Origin of the sequence: Pseudomonas sp. Irchel 3E19 (assembly GCF_900187585.1) — a bacterium.
Lineage (GTDB): Bacteria > Pseudomonadota > Gammaproteobacteria > Pseudomonadales > Pseudomonadaceae > Aquipseudomonas > Aquipseudomonas baetica.
In genome coordinates, this window is the sequence record NZ_FYDT01000026.1 from 62,849 (window position 1) to 80,720 (window position 17,872).

The 17,872-nt window shown below is 60.2% G+C and carries 15 protein-coding genes; 7 read left to right on the forward strand and 8 right to left on the reverse strand.

Annotated elements, in window-relative coordinates; all coding sequences use genetic code 11:
• Positions 1-31 precede the first annotated feature (31 nt).
• A complete protein-coding gene (locus CKW18_RS17305) occupies positions 32-736 on the reverse strand; it encodes a YebC/PmpR family DNA-binding transcriptional regulator (protein ID WP_095189923.1) in 705 nt (234 codons plus the stop codon).
• A 220-nt stretch (positions 737-956) separates the two neighbouring features.
• Here CKW18_RS17305 and CKW18_RS17310 point away from each other — a divergent pair, with 220 nt between their 5' ends.
• Positions 957-2,348, forward strand: a complete 1,392-nt coding sequence (locus CKW18_RS17310) for a type VI secretion system Vgr family protein (RefSeq protein WP_095189924.1) — start codon at positions 957-959, stop codon at positions 2,346-2,348.
• A gap of 48 nt (positions 2,349-2,396) precedes the next feature.
• On the opposite strand, the gene CKW18_RS17315 is transcribed toward CKW18_RS17310, so the two are convergent.
• Together CKW18_RS17315 and CKW18_RS17320 are read right to left on the reverse strand one after the other, a co-directional pair.
• Positions 2,397-3,788 (reverse strand): FAD-dependent oxidoreductase, encoded by a 1,392-nt coding sequence (locus CKW18_RS17315; RefSeq protein ID WP_095189925.1) that lies wholly within the window; start codon positions 3,786-3,788, stop codon positions 2,397-2,399.
• Positions 3,789-3,859: 71 nt separating this feature from the next.
• Positions 3,860-5,185, reverse strand: a complete 1,326-nt coding sequence (locus CKW18_RS17320; protein ID WP_095189926.1) for an MFS transporter — start codon at positions 5,183-5,185, stop codon at positions 3,860-3,862.
• A 270-nt stretch (positions 5,186-5,455) separates the two neighbouring features.
• On the opposite strand from CKW18_RS17320, the gene CKW18_RS17325 reads away from it, so the two are divergent.
• Positions 5,456-6,334: a LysR family transcriptional regulator gene (locus CKW18_RS17325; RefSeq protein WP_095189927.1), complete on the forward strand. Its 879-nt coding sequence runs from the start codon at positions 5,456-5,458 to the stop codon at positions 6,332-6,334.
• A 99-nt stretch (positions 6,335-6,433) separates the two neighbouring features.
• Here the strand turns inward: CKW18_RS17325 and CKW18_RS17330 are convergent, their stop codons facing one another.
• Positions 6,434-7,294 carry a LysR substrate-binding domain-containing protein gene (locus CKW18_RS17330; RefSeq protein ID WP_095189928.1) on the reverse strand — a complete coding sequence of 287 codons (861 nt, stop codon included), beginning with the start codon at positions 7,292-7,294 and terminating at the stop codon, positions 6,434-6,436.
• 112 nt (positions 7,295-7,406) lie between these two features.
• Between CKW18_RS17330 and CKW18_RS17335 the strand changes: the two genes are divergently transcribed.
• Entirely contained in the window at positions 7,407-8,516 is a 1,110-nt protein-coding gene (locus CKW18_RS17335) for a 2-aminoethylphosphonate--pyruvate transaminase (RefSeq protein WP_095189929.1), read from the forward strand.
• Between the two features lie 143 nt (positions 8,517-8,659).
• The gene (phnX, locus tag CKW18_RS17340) at positions 8,660-9,487 is read left to right on the forward strand and encodes a phosphonoacetaldehyde hydrolase (RefSeq protein WP_095189930.1); all 828 of its coding nucleotides are present in this window, start codon (positions 8,660-8,662) and stop codon (positions 9,485-9,487) included.
• A 106-nt stretch (positions 9,488-9,593) separates the two neighbouring features.
• Here phnX and CKW18_RS30610 read toward each other — a convergent pair whose 3' ends face one another.
• Positions 9,594-10,244 (reverse strand): hypothetical protein, encoded by a 651-nt coding sequence (locus tag CKW18_RS30610; protein WP_170947275.1) that lies wholly within the window; start codon positions 10,242-10,244, stop codon positions 9,594-9,596.
• Between the two features lie 357 nt (positions 10,245-10,601).
• Here CKW18_RS30610 and CKW18_RS17355 point away from each other — a divergent pair, with 357 nt between their 5' ends.
• Positions 10,602-11,150 carry a cytochrome b gene (locus CKW18_RS17355; protein WP_095189932.1) on the forward strand — a complete coding sequence of 183 codons (549 nt, stop codon included), beginning with the start codon at positions 10,602-10,604 and terminating at the stop codon, positions 11,148-11,150.
• Between the two features lie 3 nt (positions 11,151-11,153).
• Here CKW18_RS17355 and CKW18_RS17360 read toward each other — a convergent pair whose 3' ends face one another.
• Together CKW18_RS17360 and CKW18_RS17365 are read right to left on the reverse strand one after the other, a co-directional pair.
• Entirely contained in the window at positions 11,154-12,080 is a 927-nt protein-coding gene (locus CKW18_RS17360) for a 1-aminocyclopropane-1-carboxylate deaminase/D-cysteine desulfhydrase (RefSeq protein WP_095189944.1), read from the reverse strand.
• A 161-nt stretch (positions 12,081-12,241) separates the two neighbouring features.
• On the reverse strand, positions 12,242-14,281 hold the full coding sequence (locus tag CKW18_RS17365) for an NADPH-dependent 2,4-dienoyl-CoA reductase (RefSeq protein WP_095189933.1): 2,040 nt from the start codon (positions 14,279-14,281) through the stop codon (positions 12,242-12,244).
• Between the two features lie 206 nt (positions 14,282-14,487).
• Between CKW18_RS17365 and CKW18_RS17370 the strand changes: the two genes are divergently transcribed.
• Complete coding sequence (locus CKW18_RS17370) at positions 14,488-15,618, forward strand: nitrilase-related carbon-nitrogen hydrolase (RefSeq protein WP_095189934.1); 1,131 nt, start codon at positions 14,488-14,490, stop codon at positions 15,616-15,618.
• 3 nt (positions 15,619-15,621) lie between these two features.
• Complete coding sequence (locus tag CKW18_RS17375; protein WP_095189935.1) at positions 15,622-16,662, forward strand: AraC family transcriptional regulator; 1,041 nt, start codon at positions 15,622-15,624, stop codon at positions 16,660-16,662.
• A 359-nt stretch (positions 16,663-17,021) separates the two neighbouring features.
• Here CKW18_RS17375 and CKW18_RS17380 read toward each other — a convergent pair whose 3' ends face one another.
• Positions 17,022-17,858 carry a DUF2242 domain-containing protein gene (locus CKW18_RS17380; protein WP_095189936.1) on the reverse strand — a complete coding sequence of 279 codons (837 nt, stop codon included), beginning with the start codon at positions 17,856-17,858 and terminating at the stop codon, positions 17,022-17,024.
• Positions 17,859-17,872 lie beyond the last annotated feature (14 nt).

Below are 17,872 nucleotides of genomic sequence, written 5' to 3' on the forward strand. Positions count from 1 at the left end.
CCCGCGATGACAGTGCTACAAATAAAACAAATCAGCCAGCCAGACCGACAAACATGTCCTGCACGTCGTCGTGGTTGTCGAGGCCTTCGAGGAACGCTTCAACTTCAGCCATTTGCTCGTCGCTCAGGCCGCTCACCGGGTTTTTCGGCTGGTAGCCGAGTTTCGCCGACAGCACGGTGAAGCCTTGCTCCGGTAGCGCTTTCTGCACGGCGTCGAGGTCCGTCGGATCGGTCAGGAACAGGGTCGCGCCGTCTTCGCCCGGCTCGAAATCCTGGGCACCGGCTTCGATCGCGGCCATTTCCGGATCGGCGTCCGGGGTGTCCGGCGAAGCTTCGATCATGCCCACATGGTTGAAGTCCCAGGCGACAGAGCCGGAAGCGCCCAGTTGGCCCTTGCGGAATGCCACGCGGATTTCCGCGACGGTGCGGTTGATGTTGTCGGTAACACACTCGACGATCAACGGAACCTGATGCGGTGCAAAACCTTCGTAGGTCACACGATGGTATTGCACGGTTTCGCCCAACAGACCCGCGCCTTTCTTGATCGCGCGGTCCAGGGTTTCCTTGGGCATCGAGGCTTTCTTGGCCTGTTCGACCACCAGACGCAGGTGTGCGTTGGTGGCGGTATCGGCACCGTTGCGGGCAGCGATGGTGATTTCTTTCACCAGTTTGCCGAAGATCTTGCCCTTGGCGTTGGCTGCCGCTTCTTTGTGTTTAACCTTCCACTGTGCGCCCATTACTCACTCTCTTGATCTGTGGCGCCGAGACATCTATTGGCCGACGCGTGGCGCCAAGTTTATACGGCCTAAAGTCGGCAATCGACCAAAAAATCCAATGTGAAATCGACATCTTCGCCAGAGCTCGTAGGGCGATTCTGAAAAACCCTTTTGCGATGACTATTCAGCGCCGCGGTTTCGTACTCTCTGAGGCCCGTATTGCCTGACAGAGCCTGTGCGAATGCTCAATGACAAGGAAAGTCCGTTCACCCTGACCCTGATCGACAGCGGCTTGCGCCTGCCCGTGTTGCGTTTTGTCGGTGAAGAAGCGCTCAACCAGCCTTTTCGCTTCGACATCGAACTGATCGGCCTGGCCCCGGCCATGGCGACAGCTACGCTGTTGCAGCAGACGGCCTATGTGCAACTGGACGACCATCACGGGGTCCACGGCATGATCCACAGCGCCCGTTGCGAACACCGCGGGACGTATCGAATCGGCTACCGGCTGACGTTGGTGCCGTACCTGCAGACGTTGGCACAACCAGAAAGGCGACGGGTATTGGTGCAACTGAGCGTGCCACAGATTATTCAGCAATTGCTCGACGAAAACGCCTTGCCGGCGCACAGCTACCGCATTGAAATGACCGTGGGCCATTATCCCGTACGACCGTTTTGCATCCAGTACGAGGAAAGCGATCTGGCGCTGCTGCAACGGCTGTGCGAAGAAGAAGGCATCCACTACCACTTCGAGCATCACGCCAGCGGCCACACCGTTGTGTTCGCCGATGACAGCCTGAGTCTGCCGCAAACGCCGACACTGCTACCCTTCACGGTCGACGAGCAAACGCCCTCACCCGGCGTCAGCGCGCTGTACCAGCATCACCACGCCGCGCCCATCCCCACCCTGCACGTTGTGCGCAATCGAGGGCAAAAGGCGCCGGCCGAGGATGCAGCCAATCAGACCGCGTCAACACCACGGCCGCCGATGCCGGCACCGGAGCACCGCCATGACGAGCAACGCAGTCGTCGCCATCTGGAGCGACAACGTTGCCTGCATCGCTCATTCCATGGTCGCAGCGACTGCGTCGGTTTGCGCAGCGGGCATCTATTGCAGGTTTCGGAGCATCCGATCAGCCACTTCAATGAGCAATGGCGGATCACCTCATTACGCCACCATGGTCAACATCCATCGATTCTCGACCCGACGCCCACCGTGCATCGCTACTACAACGACTTCACCGCACAACCCTGGTCAACCGACTTTCGCCCCCCGCTCAAACAACTGCGCCCGAGCATCGCCGGGTATCACCTGGCGCAGGTCATCGGCGCGTCGGGGCAACCGGCGCGCATTGACGCGCACGGGCGCATCGCTGTCCGGCTGTGGCCGTCGGAACACTCGCCAGCGGTCGAATCCGACGCAATCTGGCTGCCCATCGCCATGACCTGCGCCAATGGCCGAATGGCCGCCGCTGAACTGCCCTGCGCCGGCAGTGAAGTGTGGGTGAGCTTCCTCGACAGCGATCCTGACCGGCCGATTGTATGCCTGGGCCATTCGCGCAATCCGGCGCCGCGCGAAACACTGGCTGCGCGGGACAACGGCTTGCTGCTTGATTGGCTGCTCAACGGCACATAGTGTTGCCCCGCCTGAGGCATCGCCACACAGACTCACTGCTGATGGGACTCAACCCTTGTCGGCCTTGCCCGCCGCCGCGGCGAATTTCGCCAGGTGCACGTCCAGATGCCGGGGCCGTCGCCCATGGTCTTCGGCACGCTCCTTGCGGCGGATGGCGTTACGCACCATCAACGAGCCGAGATAGCGGATCGGTTCCGGCGGGAAGTAACCCAGCGGCCCATTGACCAGCGGCGAGCGCGTCCACGGGTTGTCCACTCCCTGCACCAGCGACGCGAGAATCTGCCCGCCCATGTGGCAAGGGCCAACGCCGCTGCCGGAATAACCGAATCCGTAAAACACATTGCCGCTGTTGCTCATCTGGCCAAAGAACGGCAAACCGGTCACCGAGCGATCGGACGGCCCGTTCCAGGTTGCGTCGACCTTGACGTCGGCGAACGCCGGGAAAAAATCGCCAAGGCTGCGCTTGAGCAACCCGGCATACGGTGATGGCTGATCGAACACCGGCAGCATCCGCCCGCCATAGGCGAAGGTGTTGCCGCCCTTGCCGAGCATGATCCGGCCGTCCGGGGTGTTGTGGTAATAGTGCACAAAAATCCGCGAATCGAGCACGGTGACGCCACTGGTCAAACCGATGTCCTGTAACAGGTCCGGGCGCGGTTCGGTGATCAGCATGTCGCTGGAAACGATTGCCACGCTGCGCTCGAACTGCGGGAAGGCGCGGGCCATCCACGCGTTCATCGCCAGCACCACACGGTCGGCGACAACGTTGCCGTTCGGCGTCTGGAGGCGCGCCGGACGGCCCTCCTGCAACCCTGTCATCGCCGTGTTCTCGTGGATCTTCACACCCAGTTGCAACGCCACCCGGCGCAGCCCGCGCACCAGTTTGCCCGGTTGCACACTGGCGGCGGCCGGCGAGAACCAACCTTCCAGATGCTTGCTCGAACCGGCCATGCGCTGCACGTCGGCGACCGGGCGCTGGCTGAACGAGTTGATGCCGTTGCGCTCCAGCGCCGCGATCACCGCGTCGGTCGAACCGACCTGCGCACGGTTGGTGGCGGTGTAAAGCGTGCCGTCGAGCCGATAATCGGCATCGACGCCGTATTGCTCGCAGAACTCACCGATGGCGTGGATGCTGCGCTCGGATTCCTTGACCAGTCGCACGGCTTCCTCGACGCCGAACAAGCGTTCAAGGGTGAAATATTTCGCCGACCACGACAGCGCACAACCGCCATTGCGCCCGCTGGCACCGGCGCCGCAGATGTCGGCCTCGATCAACAGCACATCCAGTTCCGGGTCCTGTTGCTTGAGCATGATCGCCGTCCACAACCCGGTGTAACCGCCGCCGACAATGCACACATCGCTGCGTACTTCGCCTTGCAGCGACGGGCAGGTTTCGGATGCGTCGGCCTGCAAGGCCTGCTCCAGCCAAAACGGTCTCATGGGATTCTCCAGTCAAATGGCCACGACTCAGCCTGCCGCGAACGTTGCAGCAGGCCGCGAGGCAAGGGGTTTCAAGAACGCAGAGGTTTGATCGTCAACGGGCTATTGGGGATGGACGCGCGCGGCTCCATCACGCCGACCGGACGGCTGTTCCAGTGCGGAATCAGCACCAGCGCCGAGAACAGCGCGCAACCGGCGAACACGATGAACACCGTCACCGTATCGAAATAACCCGGCAGCAAACCGCCGAGCACCGCACCGACCGAACCGCAACCGTTGACGAATCCAGCGGCGGTGGCGCCGGCCTTGGCTTTGCCGAAGTCGATGGCGGCCGCGCCGCTGATCATCGAGTCCGGGCCGTACAGGGTCAGGCCCATAACGAACAGCAACGCCACCACCAGCAACACACTGCCGGTCTGCAAGGCGCCCATGAACAGTGCCAGGGTGACGGTCAACGCCAGCAGACTCAAGACGCAGGCCGGCATGCGCCGGGCGCCGAACAGTTTGTCCGAGGCCAGGCCGATCATGATCGGCCCGAGCAACCCGGCCAGCTCAAACGAGGTCGGAATAATCGCCGCCCCCACCTTGCCGACACTGGGCATCTGCTCGAAGACGATCACCGGGCCCCACAATAAAATCGCGTAGCGCGCCGGTTTCAACATGAAATACGCCAGACCCAGCACCAACACCGTGCGGTTGCGCAGGATCTCCTTCAACGGCTCCCAAACGCTGAGTTTGCTGTTGGCCTCGGTCTCTTCAGCGCTCAGTTCCGGCTCTGGCTCCACTGCCGGCAAGCCGACGTCTTCCGGTTTGTTACGTTGAAAAATAAAGAACAACACCGCCACGACCGCGACCACCGCCGCACTGGAAATAAACGCCGCGTGCCAGCTACCGACCAGCGTATAGGCCCACCATCCGGCGAACGGCGAGGCAACCAGACCGCCAAACGCATAGCAGGAACTCCACAACCCGAGCACTCGCCCGCGCTGCTCGGAGGGGAAAAAACTGCCGAGGTTTTTACACAACCCCGACCATCCCGTGGACTGCGCCAACCCCTGGATCAACATGCAGGTGGCGAAGATCGGTAACGTCGCGAAACTGCCCATCACCAGCGCCGCCGCAGCGGAAATCAGCAAACCACCGAGCACCACGACCCTGGGCCCAAAGCGGTCGGCGAGCATGCCCCAAGTGAATTGGCCGATGGCATAAGCCGCCAGATAGATGGCATCCAGATTGGCCATCGTCATCTTGTCGAGCATGAAGGTCGGGTCTTCGCCGATGCCCAGTTTGGCCACCGAAAACGCTTTGCGGGTGAAGTAGAAAGCGGCATACGCGAGCCAGGTGATAGCGAAAATCTGCATGCGCCAACGCGCAATGGTGCCGATGTGCTTGTTCATTGTGGTTCTGACCTCAGGGTGTGAGTGTGCCGGCAGAATCGTTAAGTAAACGCCTGTGTTTTTTTATTGTTGAGCACTGCGATATCACCCCATCCCTATGGCGATACCGGTCAGATGAGTCCTGCTGTTGCACGCACAGGCTCATCGCCAGCGTTGCTGCACGAACGGGCAGTCAGCGATGGCGTGAGCGGATCAAAGCAATTACTGTTTAATAAATAAAATCGATTTATCGTATTTCACTCATAAGCTCAGCTTGTTACTGGAGGCCTCATGTCGGTGTCCCACGCCCAGCTCAAAGCCTTTCACGCCGTGGCCGTGCATGGAAGCTTCACCAGGGCCGCCGAGCGGCTTTTCCTCACGCAACCGGCGATTTCCGACCAGGTGCGCAAACTGGAAGAACGCTTCGGCGTTTTATTGTTTCATCGCAATAAACGTTCCGTGCGTTTGACTGACCTCGGCGAACGCTTGCTGACGATTACTCAGCGCCTGTTTGTGATTGAAGCCGAAGCCCAGGAACTGCTTCAGGAATCCCAGGCCTTGCAGACCGGCAGCCTGATTCTAGCGGTGGATGCGCCGGTGCATGTGTTGCCGCAGATCGCGCGGTTCTGCGAGCGCTATCCGGGGATCAGCGTGAAGATCGAGACGGGCAATACCGATGAATCGCTGTTTCGGTTGTTTAACTATCAGGCCGATCTGGCGCTACTGGGGCGTGATGTCAGTGATGAACGTTTGCTCAGCGTGCCATTGCGCAACGACCCGATGGTGGCGTTCGTTTCGCGCAATCATCCGTGGGCCGAGCGCGAGTCGATCTGCCTGGCGGATCTGGATGACACGCCGCTGGTCTTGCGCGAGCACGGCTCGGTGACGCGACAGACGCTGGAAGAGGAAATGGCCCGCGCCGGGTTTCGCATTCGTCCGGCGATTCAGGTCGAAGGCCGGGAAGCGGCGCGTGAGGCGGTGGTGGTGGGGATTGGCGTGGGGGTTGTTTCGGCTGCGGAGTTTGGTGCGGACTCGCGGGTCTGTGCGTTGCCGATTACCGATTGCACCCGGCGTTTGACCGAGACACTGGTGTGCTTGCGTGAGCAGAGTTCGCGACGGGTGGTGGCGACGTTTCTCGATATGGTTCGCGAAAGCCTTGTGAAACAGTGATGGCCCCTTCGCGAGCAGGCTCGCTCCCACAGGGGATGTGTATATGCCGCAAGACCAGTGTGGGAGCGAGCCTGCTCGCGAATGAGGCGCCGCGGTGTCTCAGGCCGGCGCCAAGTCGAAGAACGCCTGAATCAGCCGCAACTCCCGCCGCCGCTCCATGCAGCCAATCATGTGCCGGTTTACCAGCCCCTCGCCGACAATCGGAATCGCCACCACGCGCGGGTCGTGGCTGACTTCCACTGAGGACACCACGCCGACGCCCAGTTCTGCGGCGACCGCTTCAGTCACCGCTTCCCGGCTATCGAGTTCCAGCAACACTCGCGGATTAACCGCAGCCTGCGTACACGCCTGATCAAACGTGCGCCGGGTGATCGAACTCGGCTCGCGCAGCACCATGATCACCTGATCCAGTTCCTTGAGCTTCACCTCTGAAGAGCGCACCGCCCACGGATGCCCGGCCGGCACCAAGGCGCAAATCCGCGACTCGCTCAGCGCTTGCAGGTGCAAGCCTTTGCGCGGCTCGACTTCGGTCAGCACGGCGACGTCCGCGTGCTCGGATAACAGCGCGGCAAGGGTTTCCTGCGCATTGCCCAGACGCAGATTGACCGTGATCCCTGGATACCGCGAACGCAGACTCGCCAGCATCGGCATGACCATGTGCGGGCCATCCGCCGCCACCTCCAGTCGCCCGGTGAGCAATTGTCGATTGGCTTCGAGCATCGCCTGCGCCTCTTCCGCCAGACCAAACATGGCCCGAGTGATCGCCGCCAGTTTGGTGCCCTCCTCGGTCAGTTCCACCCGTCGTGCGGTGCGCCGCAACAAGGTGATCTGGTAGTGCTCCTCCAGCGCCTTGATATGCCCGGTGACCGCCGGCTGACTGATGAACAAGCGGGCAGCAGCACGGGTGAAGCTGCCTTCACGGGCCACGGCATCGAACGCGCGGAGTTGAAACAGGTTCATGAATAACCCTCACTGATGGCTGGCATAACAACAAACAATTTGATTGATGCAACGGCGAATTGCAACGTATGCCCCGTAGCTTCATCCCACAGCGCTTCCCGAGGACACACGAATGAGTATCGCCGAACCCATCCTGCTCACTCCCGGCCCGTTGACCACTTCGGCCCGCACCCGCCAGGCGATGATGGTCGACTGGGGGTCATGGGATGACCGCTTCAATCAACTGACCGCCAGCCTTTGCGAGCAACTACTGGCGATCCTCAACGGCGCCGCCACTCACCATTGCGTGCCGTTGCAGGGCAGCGGCACTTTTGCGGTCGAAGCGGCGATCGGTACATTGGTGCCACGCGACGGCAAAGTGCTGGTGCTGATCAACGGCGCCTACGGCAAGCGTCTGGCGAAAATCTGCGAAGTGCTCGGCCGCTCCTTCAGCACTTTCGAAACCGCTGAAGACGAACCGACCACTGCCGCCGACGTAGATCGTCTGCTGCGCGCCGATGGCGATATCACCCACGTCGCGCTGATCCACTGCGAAACCAGCACCGGCATCCTCAATCCGCTGGCGGAAATTGCCCAGGTTATCGAGCAACACGGCAAACGCCTGATCATCGATGCCATGAGCTCCTTCGGCGCGCTGCCGGTGGATGCGCAGACCGTGCCGTTCGATGCGCTGATCGCCGCCTCCGGCAAATGCCTGGAAGGTGTGCCGGGAATGGGCTTCGTCTTCGCTCGCAAAGAGTCGTTGGCCGCTGCAGCAGGCAATTCGCACTCGCTGGCGATGGATCTGTTTGACCAGCACGCCTACATGCAGAAAACCGGTCAATGGCGCTTCACCCCGCCAACCCATGTGGTCGCCGCGCTGCACGAAGCCTTGCTGCAATACAACGAAGAAGGTGGCCTGCCGGCACGGCATGCGCGCTACGCGGCCAACTGTCAGGCGCTGATGGAAGAGATGGCCAAACTCGGTTTGCGCAGCTTCCTGCCAACAGCGATTCAGGCGCCGATCATCGCCACGTTCCATGCGCCGGAAGACCCGCGCTATCAGTTCAAGGACTTCTACGAACGGGTCAAGGCCAAGGGTTACATCCTCTACCCCGGCAAACTGACCCAGGTCGAAACCTTCCGCGTCGGCTGTATCGGCCACGTCAGCCCGGCGCAAATGCGCGAAGCAGTCGCGGCGGTAGGTGAAGTGCTGCGCGAGATGGAAGTCCTCGAGATCTAAGAACACCACCAATCCCTGTGGGAGCGGGCTTGCTCGCGAAAACGGTCGCACATTCAACATTGATGTCGACTGACACGACGCCTTCGCGAGCAGGCTCGCTCCCACAGTTTGAATTGCATTGCCAACTCAGGAATTTGATTGCCATGAACTACGCAAACCCAACCAAGCTGCAAGCCGCCATCCTCGACTGGGCCGGCACCGTGGTCGATTTCGGCTCTTTCGCACCCACCCAGATTTTCGTCGAAGCCTTCGCTGAATTCGACGTTCAGGTCTCCATCGAAGAAGCGCGCGGGCCTATGGGCATGGGCAAGTGGGATCACATCCGCACCCTGTGTGATCAGCCGCAGGTGGCGGAGCGTTATCGCAAGGCGTTTGGCCGCACCCCGACCGACGATGACGTCACCGCGATCTACAACCGCTTCATGCCGCTGCAGATCGAAAAAATCGCCGAGCATTCGGCGCTGATTCCCGGCGCCCTCGAAACCATCGCTAACCTGCGCCAGCAAGGGATCAAGATCGGTTCCTGCTCCGGCTACCCGAAACAGGTGATGGACAAAGTCGTCGAACTGGCCGCGACCAACGGCTATATCGCCGACCACGTCGTCGCCACCGACGAAGTGCCGAACGGCCGCCCATGGCCGGCGCAGGCACTGGCCAACGTGATTGCGCTGGGTATCGACGATGTGGCGGCCTGCGTGAAGATCGACGATACCGTGCCGGGCATCCTCGAGGGCCGCCGCGCCGGCATGTGGACTGTGGCGCTGATCTGCTCGGGTAATGCGCTGGGGCTCGATTACGAGGGTTTCCGTGCCTTGGGCAGCGACGAACTGGCCAGCGAACGCAAGCGTATCCACGCCCTGTTCGAAGGTTCGCGCCCGCACTACATGATTGACACCATCACCGACCTGCCGGAAGTGATTGCCGACATCAACAAGCGTCTGGCCAACGGTGAGATGCCACAAACTTTCTAACTGAAAAACAAGAAGCACCGCTGACTTGAGGACAAGTCCGCGGTGTTTCTTTTTTCTGCCGTGGTGCAAAAAATCACGAACTTTGACACATTAAAGAATATTTAAATTATTCCGAAATCAGATTACCTGCCGCATCGTAAGCCAAACCGTCCGTGTACCTGATACTGCCATCTGGAAGTTTTTCTGTTCCGTCTTTCCAAACAATACGCCCATCAGGATATTCGATCGTACTATCCGGCCAGACAATCCGTCCATCGGGAAATTCGACGCGTCCGTCCTGATGGTGAATAACGCCATCCGGGCCTTTCAGCGAATTTTGATCGGCATCGATCAGGCTGCCATCGGGCAGCGAAGTCGAGCCATCCGCATTAACAACGCCACCCAGGCTGATAATAAGTGTCGCCAGGGCAACCGGGTCGATATTGAAGTTAATGGTCGGCCAAGGCATTGGCGGCCGCTTCACTTCAACAGGTGGAGTAGTCTCGCCAGGCTTGGCAGGCCTGGTCGGCGTAACCGGTTTGACCGGTGGTTTGACTGGCGCAACGGGTTTGACTGGGGGCTTGACCGGCACAACAGGCTTGACTGGCGGTTTGACTGGTGCAATGGGCTTGACCGGTGGCTTGATCGGAGCGACTGGCTTGACCGGCGCAGGTTTGGTTACAGGGTTTGGCTTGACGACAGGTTTAGGCATGGTCACAGGCTTCTTGGCCATTGCCCTTTTTACAATATATGCGTTCTGATTTTTGTTAGAAAACATTAGTACACCTGATTAAATATATAATTAAACGACATTAAAATTCCTTGAGAACCTACAACACCCCAGGACCTGTCCACACAATAACCAGACCACCAAAACCACTCAAGCCAAAGTAAACTACAGAATATAAACAACAAGCCGTTACACCACCCCCCAACTCAAAAGACCGCCCACAACAAATTAATACAAACTTAATAAACGCTCCAACCCGATACCTCACGTCCAAAAATATACAACTCACAGCACTCAAAAAATAAAAACACCGCTCAAGGCAAAAACAAGCCTTTGGGTTTACAGTTAAAGCATGCCGTCGCCAAGAACGGCCCGTTTCGACCCTGATCTGTGAGGAAACACCGTATGCCGTGGACAAGTTCCGAATCTCGCTACAGCACCGTATCGGTTCTGCTGCACTGGTTGATGCTGGTGTTGTTGGTGCTGGTGTACGCCAGCATGGAATTTCGCGGCATCTTCCCCAAAGGTAGCGGCGGGCGCACGCTGATCAAAGAAGCCCACTACATGCTCGGCCTGACCGTATTCGTATTGGTGTGGTTTCGCCTGCTGGCCCGCAGCGTCGGCCCGGCGCCAAAAATCTTCCCGGCCTCGCCGCAATGGCAAACCCTGCTGGCGCGGCTGATGCACTGGGCGTTATACCTGTTCATGATCAGCATGCCGATTCTCGGCTGGCTGATCACCAGCGCCGAGGGCCATCAGGTGATGTTCTATGGCTTTGATCTGCCGCTGTTGGTGGGTGAAGACAAAGCGTTCGCCAAACAGGTAGAAGGCTGGCATGTGCTGATCGCCACGGCGGGTTACTGGCTGATCGGGCTGCATGCGCTGGCAGGGATTTATCATCATTACGTGGTGCGCGATAACACGTTGCTGCGGATGATGCCCAAGCGCGGCTGACGCTCACGGGGTGGCCGTAAACCCGCGCCGCCCCTGCAAACCGCCGGTATGCACGAAGATCAGTCGCGTGCCGCTGGCGAATAGGCCCGCATCGACCTGCTGCCTGAGCGCCAGCAACGCCTTGCCGGTGTACAACGGCTCCAGCGGCACTGCACTGGCTTGTTCGGTGATGTCGATAAACCCCAGCAACGCGGGATCGACCTTCGCAAAACCACCCCGGCTGGCGTCGATCAGTTCGTAATCCGCCGTGGCCAGCCCTGCTTCGCGAATGATCGCCTCGACCTGCGACGCCACGCCGTGATCGTCAGGCACAGCCAACGCGCCGTACACCGGATGCGCGCCGGCCTCGGCAAGGGCCAGCCCGGCCAAGGTCGTCCCCGTACCGCAAGCCAGCCACCAGCCGTGGTAATCGCTCCAGCCCAGATCGCTCAATTGCGCATCGACCTGAACCTTGAGCGCTGCGCAACCCAGGGCCCCGGGCAGTCCGCCGCCGCCCTCCGGTACCGCCTGCAGCGTCGGATATTGCGCCTGCCACGGCAGCCAGAAACCCGGCTCATGCCGCGCCCGATAGCCGCCATAACCCAGCCAATGCAGCTGCATGCCGAATGCTTGCAGATCCTTCACCGTGGGCGTTTCCTGCGGATGGCCGCGCAGCAGTCCCACGGTCTTGAACCCGAGACGCTTGCCCGCCGCGGCTAAAGCATGCAGGTGATTGGAATGCGCCCCGCCAAGGCTGATGATGCCTTCAGCGCCGGCACGGTCGGCAGCTTTCAGGTGTTCGATGAGTTTGAACCACTTGTTGCCGCTGATCAGCGGGTCGATCTGATCAAGGCGCAGGATCGCCACTTCGATGCCGGCGTTGGTGAGCCAGTCCAGATGAAGAAGGTTGAGAGGGGCTTGGGGAAGCCAGTCGCAGGAAGGGAAAAGCATGAATGGCAGTTCCGAAACATGAACCGCCATCTTAACAGCCAAAAACAGTGCCCTTGTGGGAGCGAGCCTGCTCGCGAAAGTAAATTGTCAGTCAATGCAAATGTTGACTGACACAACGCCTTCGCGAGCAGGCTCGCTCCCACAGGGGGATACCGTGGTGCTTACAATTCAGCAGCCAGACGCGAGCCCTGGTTGATTGCACGTTTGGCATCCAGCTCCGCCGCCACATCCGCGCCGCCGATCAGGTGGACGTTCTGCCCGGCGGCGACCAGCCCGTCCTGCAGTTCCCGCAGCGGATCCTGTCCTGCGCAGATCACAATGTTGTCCACCGCCAGCAGCTGCGGCTCGCCGGTTTCGCCGATGCGGATGTGCAGGCCTTCGTCGTCAATGCTCAGGTATTCGACGCTGTTGAGCATCTGCACTTGCTTGTTCTTCAAACCGGTACGGTGAATCCAGCCAGTGGTTTTGCCCAGGCCGTCGCCCACTTTGGTTTTCTTGCGTTGCAGCAGAAACACTTCACGGGCCGGCGCGTGCGGCTCAGCTTTGATTCCAGCCACACCACCGCGAGCCTCCAGTTGAGTATCAATGCCCCACTCTTTCCAGAACGCGGCGCGATCCAGACTGGTGGCCACGCCTTCATGGACGAGGAATTCCGAGACGTCGAAACCGATACCGCCGGCGCCGATCACCGCCACACGCTTGCCAACCGGTTTGCGTTCGAGGATCACGTCCAGATAGCTCAGCACTTTGGCGTTGTCGACGCCCGCAATCGCCGGCAGACGCGGCGCAATGCCGGTGGCAAGGATGATTTCGTCATAGCCGCCTTCAACCAGTTTCGCCACGTCGACGCGGGTGTTCAGGCACACCTCGACGTTAGTGGTCTGCAACTTGCGGTTGAAGTAACGCAGGGTCTCGAAAAACTCTTCCTTGCCCGGCACGCGCTTGGCGATGTTGAACTGGCCACCGATTTCGCTGGCCGAATCGAACAAGGTCACCTGATGCCCACGCTCGGCGGCCACAGTGGCGGCGGACAACCCGGCAGGCCCGGCGCCGACCACGGCGATTTTCTTGATCTGCTGCACCGGCAGGTAGTTGAGTTCGGTTTCGTGACAGGCGCGTGGGTTGACCAGGCAACTGGTGAGCTTGCCGCCGAAGGTATGGTCGAGGCACGCCTGGTTGCAGCCGATGCAGGTATTGATTTCGTCGGCACGACCTTCAGCAGCCTTGTTGACGAAGTCCGGGTCGGCAAGGAACGGCCGCGCCATCGAGACCATGTCGGCATCGCCCTCAGCCAGAATCTGCTCGGCGATTTCCGGAGTGTTGATGCGGTTGGTGGTGATCAGCGGAATACTCACCGACCCACGCAGTTTTGCCGTGACCTTGCTGAACGCCGCACGCGGCACCTTGGTGGCGATGGTCGGAATTCGCGCTTCGTGCCAGCCGATGCCGGTGTTGATGATGGTCGCACCGGCCTGCTCGATGGCTTTGGCCAGGGTGACGATCTCTTCCCAAGAGCTACCGCCCTCGACCAGATCGAGCATCGACAGGCGGAAGATGATGATGAAGTTCGGACCCACGGCTTCACGGACGCGGCGCACGATTTCCACCGGCAGGCGCATACGGTTTTCGTAGCTGCCACCCCAGCGGTCAGTGCGGTGGTTGGTGTGCGCGGCAAGGAACTGGTTAATGAAATACCCTTCCGAGCCCATGATCTCGACGCCGTCATACCCGGCGGTTTGTGCCAGCACCGAGCAGGTAACGAAATCGCTGATCTGCTTCTCGATGCCTTCCTCGTCCAGCTCTTTGGGCTTGAACGGGTTGATCGGCGCCTGAATCGCGCTTGGCGCTACCTGTTTCGGACTATAGGCATAACGCCCGGCGTGAAGAATCTGCATGCAGATCTTGCCGCCCGCCTCATGTACTGCACGGGTGACGATGCGGTGCTTGAGCGCTTCTTCCTCGGTGGTCAGTTTGGCCGCGCCGGAATACACACCGCCCTCGTCGTTCGGGCCGATACCGCCGGTGACCATCAGGCCGACACCGCCACGGGCACGCTCAGCGAAGTACGCCGCCATGCGCTCGAAACCACCTGGTTTCTCTTCAAGGCCGGTGTGCATCGAGCCCATCAGGGTGCGGTTGCGCAGTGTGGTGAATCCCAGGTCCAGCGGGGCCAACAGGTTCGGGTAATGAGCGGCGGTCATCGGTAACTCCACAACGAGCGATCACGGAAAATGCGGGAGTTCTGTGTCCCCCGTCAGTCATGCTCGACAGACTAAGAGTCGCATCGCTGTCACTCAATGACCGTAACTGACAACTTAATGATCAAAATGCGCAGCGCCCCTTGGCAAGCAAGACCATGGGCCCTACCCTAGGCATCACACCCTGTACCCGGTCGTTGTTGGTTTTCATGCGCAAACTTTTGTACCTGTTTTTTTCCATGGCCATCGTGGCTGCCCTCACCACCTACGCCATGTGGGCGGCGGACCGGCCGGCGGGGCATTATCTGTCGGACCTGCGTATCAAACTCGCGGTTGATGAAGGCACGCCCGGCGACCGGGGCAATCTGCTCGGCATCCAGCCAGAACTGTTTCCCACCGACTATCAAAGCTCCGAACGCCTACACCGCAAACTCGCCGCGTATTTGCAGCAAGCGCAGGATCAGGGCTTGTTGAATGACAAAACCGTGGTGGTGTTGCCGGAACATGTCGGCACCTGGCTGATGATCAGCGGCGAGAAAGACGAGTTGTATCAGGCCCCGACTCTGGCCGAAGCGATGAACTGGCTGGCAGCCAGCAATCCGCTGCTCTTTGCCCGTGCCTGGCTCGGCGCAAAAGGCAGCAGCCGCCTGGATGACGCCCATCTGCGTATGAAATCCAAAGCCATGGCCAAGGATTATCAGGCGCTGTTCGGCGGACTGGCCAAGGAGTTTCACGTCACGCTGGTGGCGGGTTCCATCGTGCTGCCCGAGCCGAGCATCCGTGATGGCCAGCTCAAACCCGGCAGCGGTTCGCTGTTCAACAGCAGCGTGGTGTTCGGCCGTGATGGCTTGCCGCTCGGTCAACCACAGCGGCAGATGCATCCGATCTTCGAACAGCGTGACGTGATCGAAGCCGAAGATGAGCACGCGATCAACGTGGTCGACACACCGGCCGGGCGCCTTGGCGTGCTGATCGGCAGCGACAGCTGGTATCCGGACAACTATCGAAAACTCGACGAACAAGGCGCACAACTGGTCGCCGTGCCGGCGTTCGTGGTCGGCCACGGGGTGTGGAATAAACCGTGGGGGGGCTACAAAGGTTCCAGTACACCGAGTTCAGTCAGCCTGAAACCCGGTGAAATCAGCGAGGGCCAGGCCTGGCATCGCCTGACGCTGACCGCGCAACCGCCGAGCAGTCGGGCGATTGCCGGCATGAGTGTATTCCTGCGTGGGCAATTCTGGGACAAGCCCGGTTCGGGGCAAAGTTTCCTCAGCAGCAACGGTCAACAGTTCGCCGATGGCGATGCCCGTGGCGCGCGCTTGCTGAATATCTGGTTGTAAGCCATGAAGCCGTTGCCGATGCGCCTCGGGGATCTGTCGGTGGGCTTCGTCGATAGCCTCGCCGATGCCGTGCGCAGTCATGACAGCGATCCGCAACCGTTGCTGGAACAATATGGTCTGGACGCCGCCCGACTGGCCGAGGCAGGGGCCCGGCTGTCGATTCCGCGTTATATGCGTTTGGGCCATGGCGCGATTCAACTGACGGCTGATCCGGCGCTGGGCCTGCGCATGGGTCTGCTCAGTCGCCTGAGTCAAGCGGGGCTGGCCGGCGTCACCGCCTCACAGGCACCCACCGTGCGTGAAGCGGCCCGTTGCCTGATCCGTTTCGAGCCCCTCTACGGCTCCAACTACCGTGGCCAGTCGAGTTTCCATGAGGACACCAACGGCGCCTGGCTGCGCTTCTACTCGATCAGCCCGTATAACGCCTATAACCGCTTTGTAGTGGACTCGATCATCGCCGGTTGGCTGCATCAGTTGTCCAGCGTCAGCCGCGAACCGCTCAAGGCCGAGCGCATTGAAATCGAATTCGACGCACCCGATTACCGCGATGCTTACAGCGTGCTGGGTGACAGCCCGATCCAGTTTGGCGCCGAGCGCAATCAACTGCGCCTGAGCCTGAGCAGCCTGGCGCAGCGCAATCCCGAACATTGCCCAAGCACCTGGAAGCATTTACTCCAGTTGTGTGAACGGGAACTGGAGCAACTGACCCGCACCCGCAGCCTGCGCGAACGCATCACGCAGTTGCTCGGACCGCTATTGAATGGGGGCCGGGAACCCGACCTGGAAGAAGTGGCGGCACGCCTGAAGCTGCCAACCTGGACATTGCGGCGCAAACTGGCCGAGGAAGGCACGCAATTTCGCGCGATCCTCAATGACACTCGCCGCGACCTGGCGATGACTTACATCCGCGACACCGAACTGGCGTTCGGCGAAATCGCCTACCTGCTGGGCTTTGCCTCAGCCGAAGCATTCCAGCGAGCCTTCAAACGCTGGAGCGGACAGACACCCGGCGAATTCCGCCGCAGCCATCGCAAAACCGCCTGAGGTTTTAAAGCTCGGTGGCGTCTTCGGCCGGCTCTGGTTGATCCAGTTCATACGCCTGGTACTCGAGCAGTTCTTCTTGATAGTCATCCATTGCGTAATCCCCCTACTGCTCTCTTCGATTTGTCCCGAGCATAACGTGCCCGTGTGAAGGAAAAATGAAATCCGGCCTTCTTGGATAAAACGTAGCAGGCGGTCAGGAATTTATCGCGGGGATTTTTCGTAAGAAGATGTTTTGATCAGACACAAATCAATGTGGGAGCGAGCCTGCTCGCGAAAGCGTTCTTTCAACCACCTCAATATCGGATGGACTGACGCCTTCGCGAGCAGGCTCGCTCCCACACGGGGATTGGGTCTCTGGATTATTGGCCGGAGGCTGGCATTGCCGGAATCGGCTCGGACGGCGGCGGGATGTCCGTCGGATTGGCCGGTGGCGTGATGACTTCCGTGGCCGGCGCAGGTTCTGCACTCGGTGCAGGCGTGATCGGCGTCGATTCCGCGGGTGGCGCTACCGGCTCTGAGGTCACCGGAGCGGTCTCGACAGGTGCAGGTGCGGTGACCGCCGGGGCGGGAGCGGGCTCTGCAGCAGGCGTCAGGTTTGCCGGAGCCGCTTTCGGCTCAGGCATGCCAAGATCGGTCTTCGGCTTCTCTTCGATATGCGCCGCTTTTTTGGTTTCTGCCGGCAGGAACTGCTCGACCAGCGCAAAGAAGCGCTCATAGAACTTTTGCGCCGTCACCGTCTCGCTGGCAACCTTGACCATCGAGTCGTCGGAGGAGCCGATCGGCATCGACACCGAACCCAGCACACCAACACCCAGGCTGGCCGAGTTGTTGGTCTTCTTCAGCGCGTACCGATCCTGCAGGGCGTTGGCGAACATCGTGGCATGGTGCCCGGCAGTGCCGTCATCGGCGCAGACCACGTTGAAGCTGATCTCCATGTGAGTATCGCCGGTCTGCTGGAAACTTTTGTGGCCGCTGATCACTTTCGGGTCGCTGCTGGTGATGATGTAACCCTGACTGAGCAATGCGCGACGGGCCGCTTCACAGCTGACCGAGTCGGTCACTGGATAATTGCGCGAGAACGTACCGGAGTCATCGAAGTTCTCATGCTCATACATCGGCTTGTCTTTCGAACAACCGGCAACAGCGGTCAACAACAGCGCCAACCCGACAACACGCAGGGGAGTGGAAATCAACATTGAACATCCTGAGG

Excerpts from the sequence above, each read along its gene's own strand:
- CKW18_RS17315 (WP_095189925.1), bottom strand. The coding sequence starts at position 3,788 with ATGAGACCGTTTTGGCTGGAGCAGGCCTTGCAGGCCGACGCATCCGAA.
- CKW18_RS17310 (WP_095189924.1), top strand. The coding sequence starts at position 957 with ATGCTCAATGACAAGGAAAGTCCGTTCACCCTGACCCTGATCGACAGC.
- CKW18_RS17370 (WP_095189934.1), top strand. The coding sequence starts at position 14,488 with ATGCGCAAACTTTTGTACCTGTTTTTTTCCATGGCCATCGTGGCTGCC.
- CKW18_RS17320 (WP_095189926.1), bottom strand. The coding sequence starts at position 5,185 with ATGAACAAGCACATCGGCACCATTGCGCGTTGGCGCATGCAGATTTTC.
- CKW18_RS17360 (WP_095189944.1), bottom strand. The coding sequence starts at position 12,080 with ATGCTTTTCCCTTCCTGCGACTGGCTTCCCCAAGCCCCTCTCAACCTT.
- CKW18_RS17325 (WP_095189927.1), top strand. The coding sequence starts at position 5,456 with ATGTCGGTGTCCCACGCCCAGCTCAAAGCCTTTCACGCCGTGGCCGTG.
- CKW18_RS17330 (WP_095189928.1), bottom strand. The coding sequence starts at position 7,294 with ATGAACCTGTTTCAACTCCGCGCGTTCGATGCCGTGGCCCGTGAAGGC.
- phnX (WP_095189930.1), top strand. The coding sequence starts at position 8,660 with ATGAACTACGCAAACCCAACCAAGCTGCAAGCCGCCATCCTCGACTGG.
- CKW18_RS17355 (WP_095189932.1), top strand. The coding sequence starts at position 10,602 with ATGCCGTGGACAAGTTCCGAATCTCGCTACAGCACCGTATCGGTTCTG.
- CKW18_RS17305 (WP_095189923.1), bottom strand. The coding sequence starts at position 736 with ATGGGCGCACAGTGGAAGGTTAAACACAAAGAAGCGGCAGCCAACGCC.
- CKW18_RS17365 (WP_095189933.1), bottom strand. The coding sequence starts at position 14,281 with ATGACCGCCGCTCATTACCCGAACCTGTTGGCCCCGCTGGACCTGGGA.
- CKW18_RS17375 (WP_095189935.1), top strand. The coding sequence starts at position 15,622 with ATGAAGCCGTTGCCGATGCGCCTCGGGGATCTGTCGGTGGGCTTCGTC.
- CKW18_RS17380 (WP_095189936.1), bottom strand. The coding sequence starts at position 17,858 with ATGTTGATTTCCACTCCCCTGCGTGTTGTCGGGTTGGCGCTGTTGTTG.
- CKW18_RS30610 (WP_170947275.1), bottom strand. The coding sequence starts at position 10,244 with ATGTTTTCTAACAAAAATCAGAACGCATATATTGTAAAAAGGGCAATG.
- CKW18_RS17335 (WP_095189929.1), top strand. The coding sequence starts at position 7,407 with ATGAGTATCGCCGAACCCATCCTGCTCACTCCCGGCCCGTTGACCACT.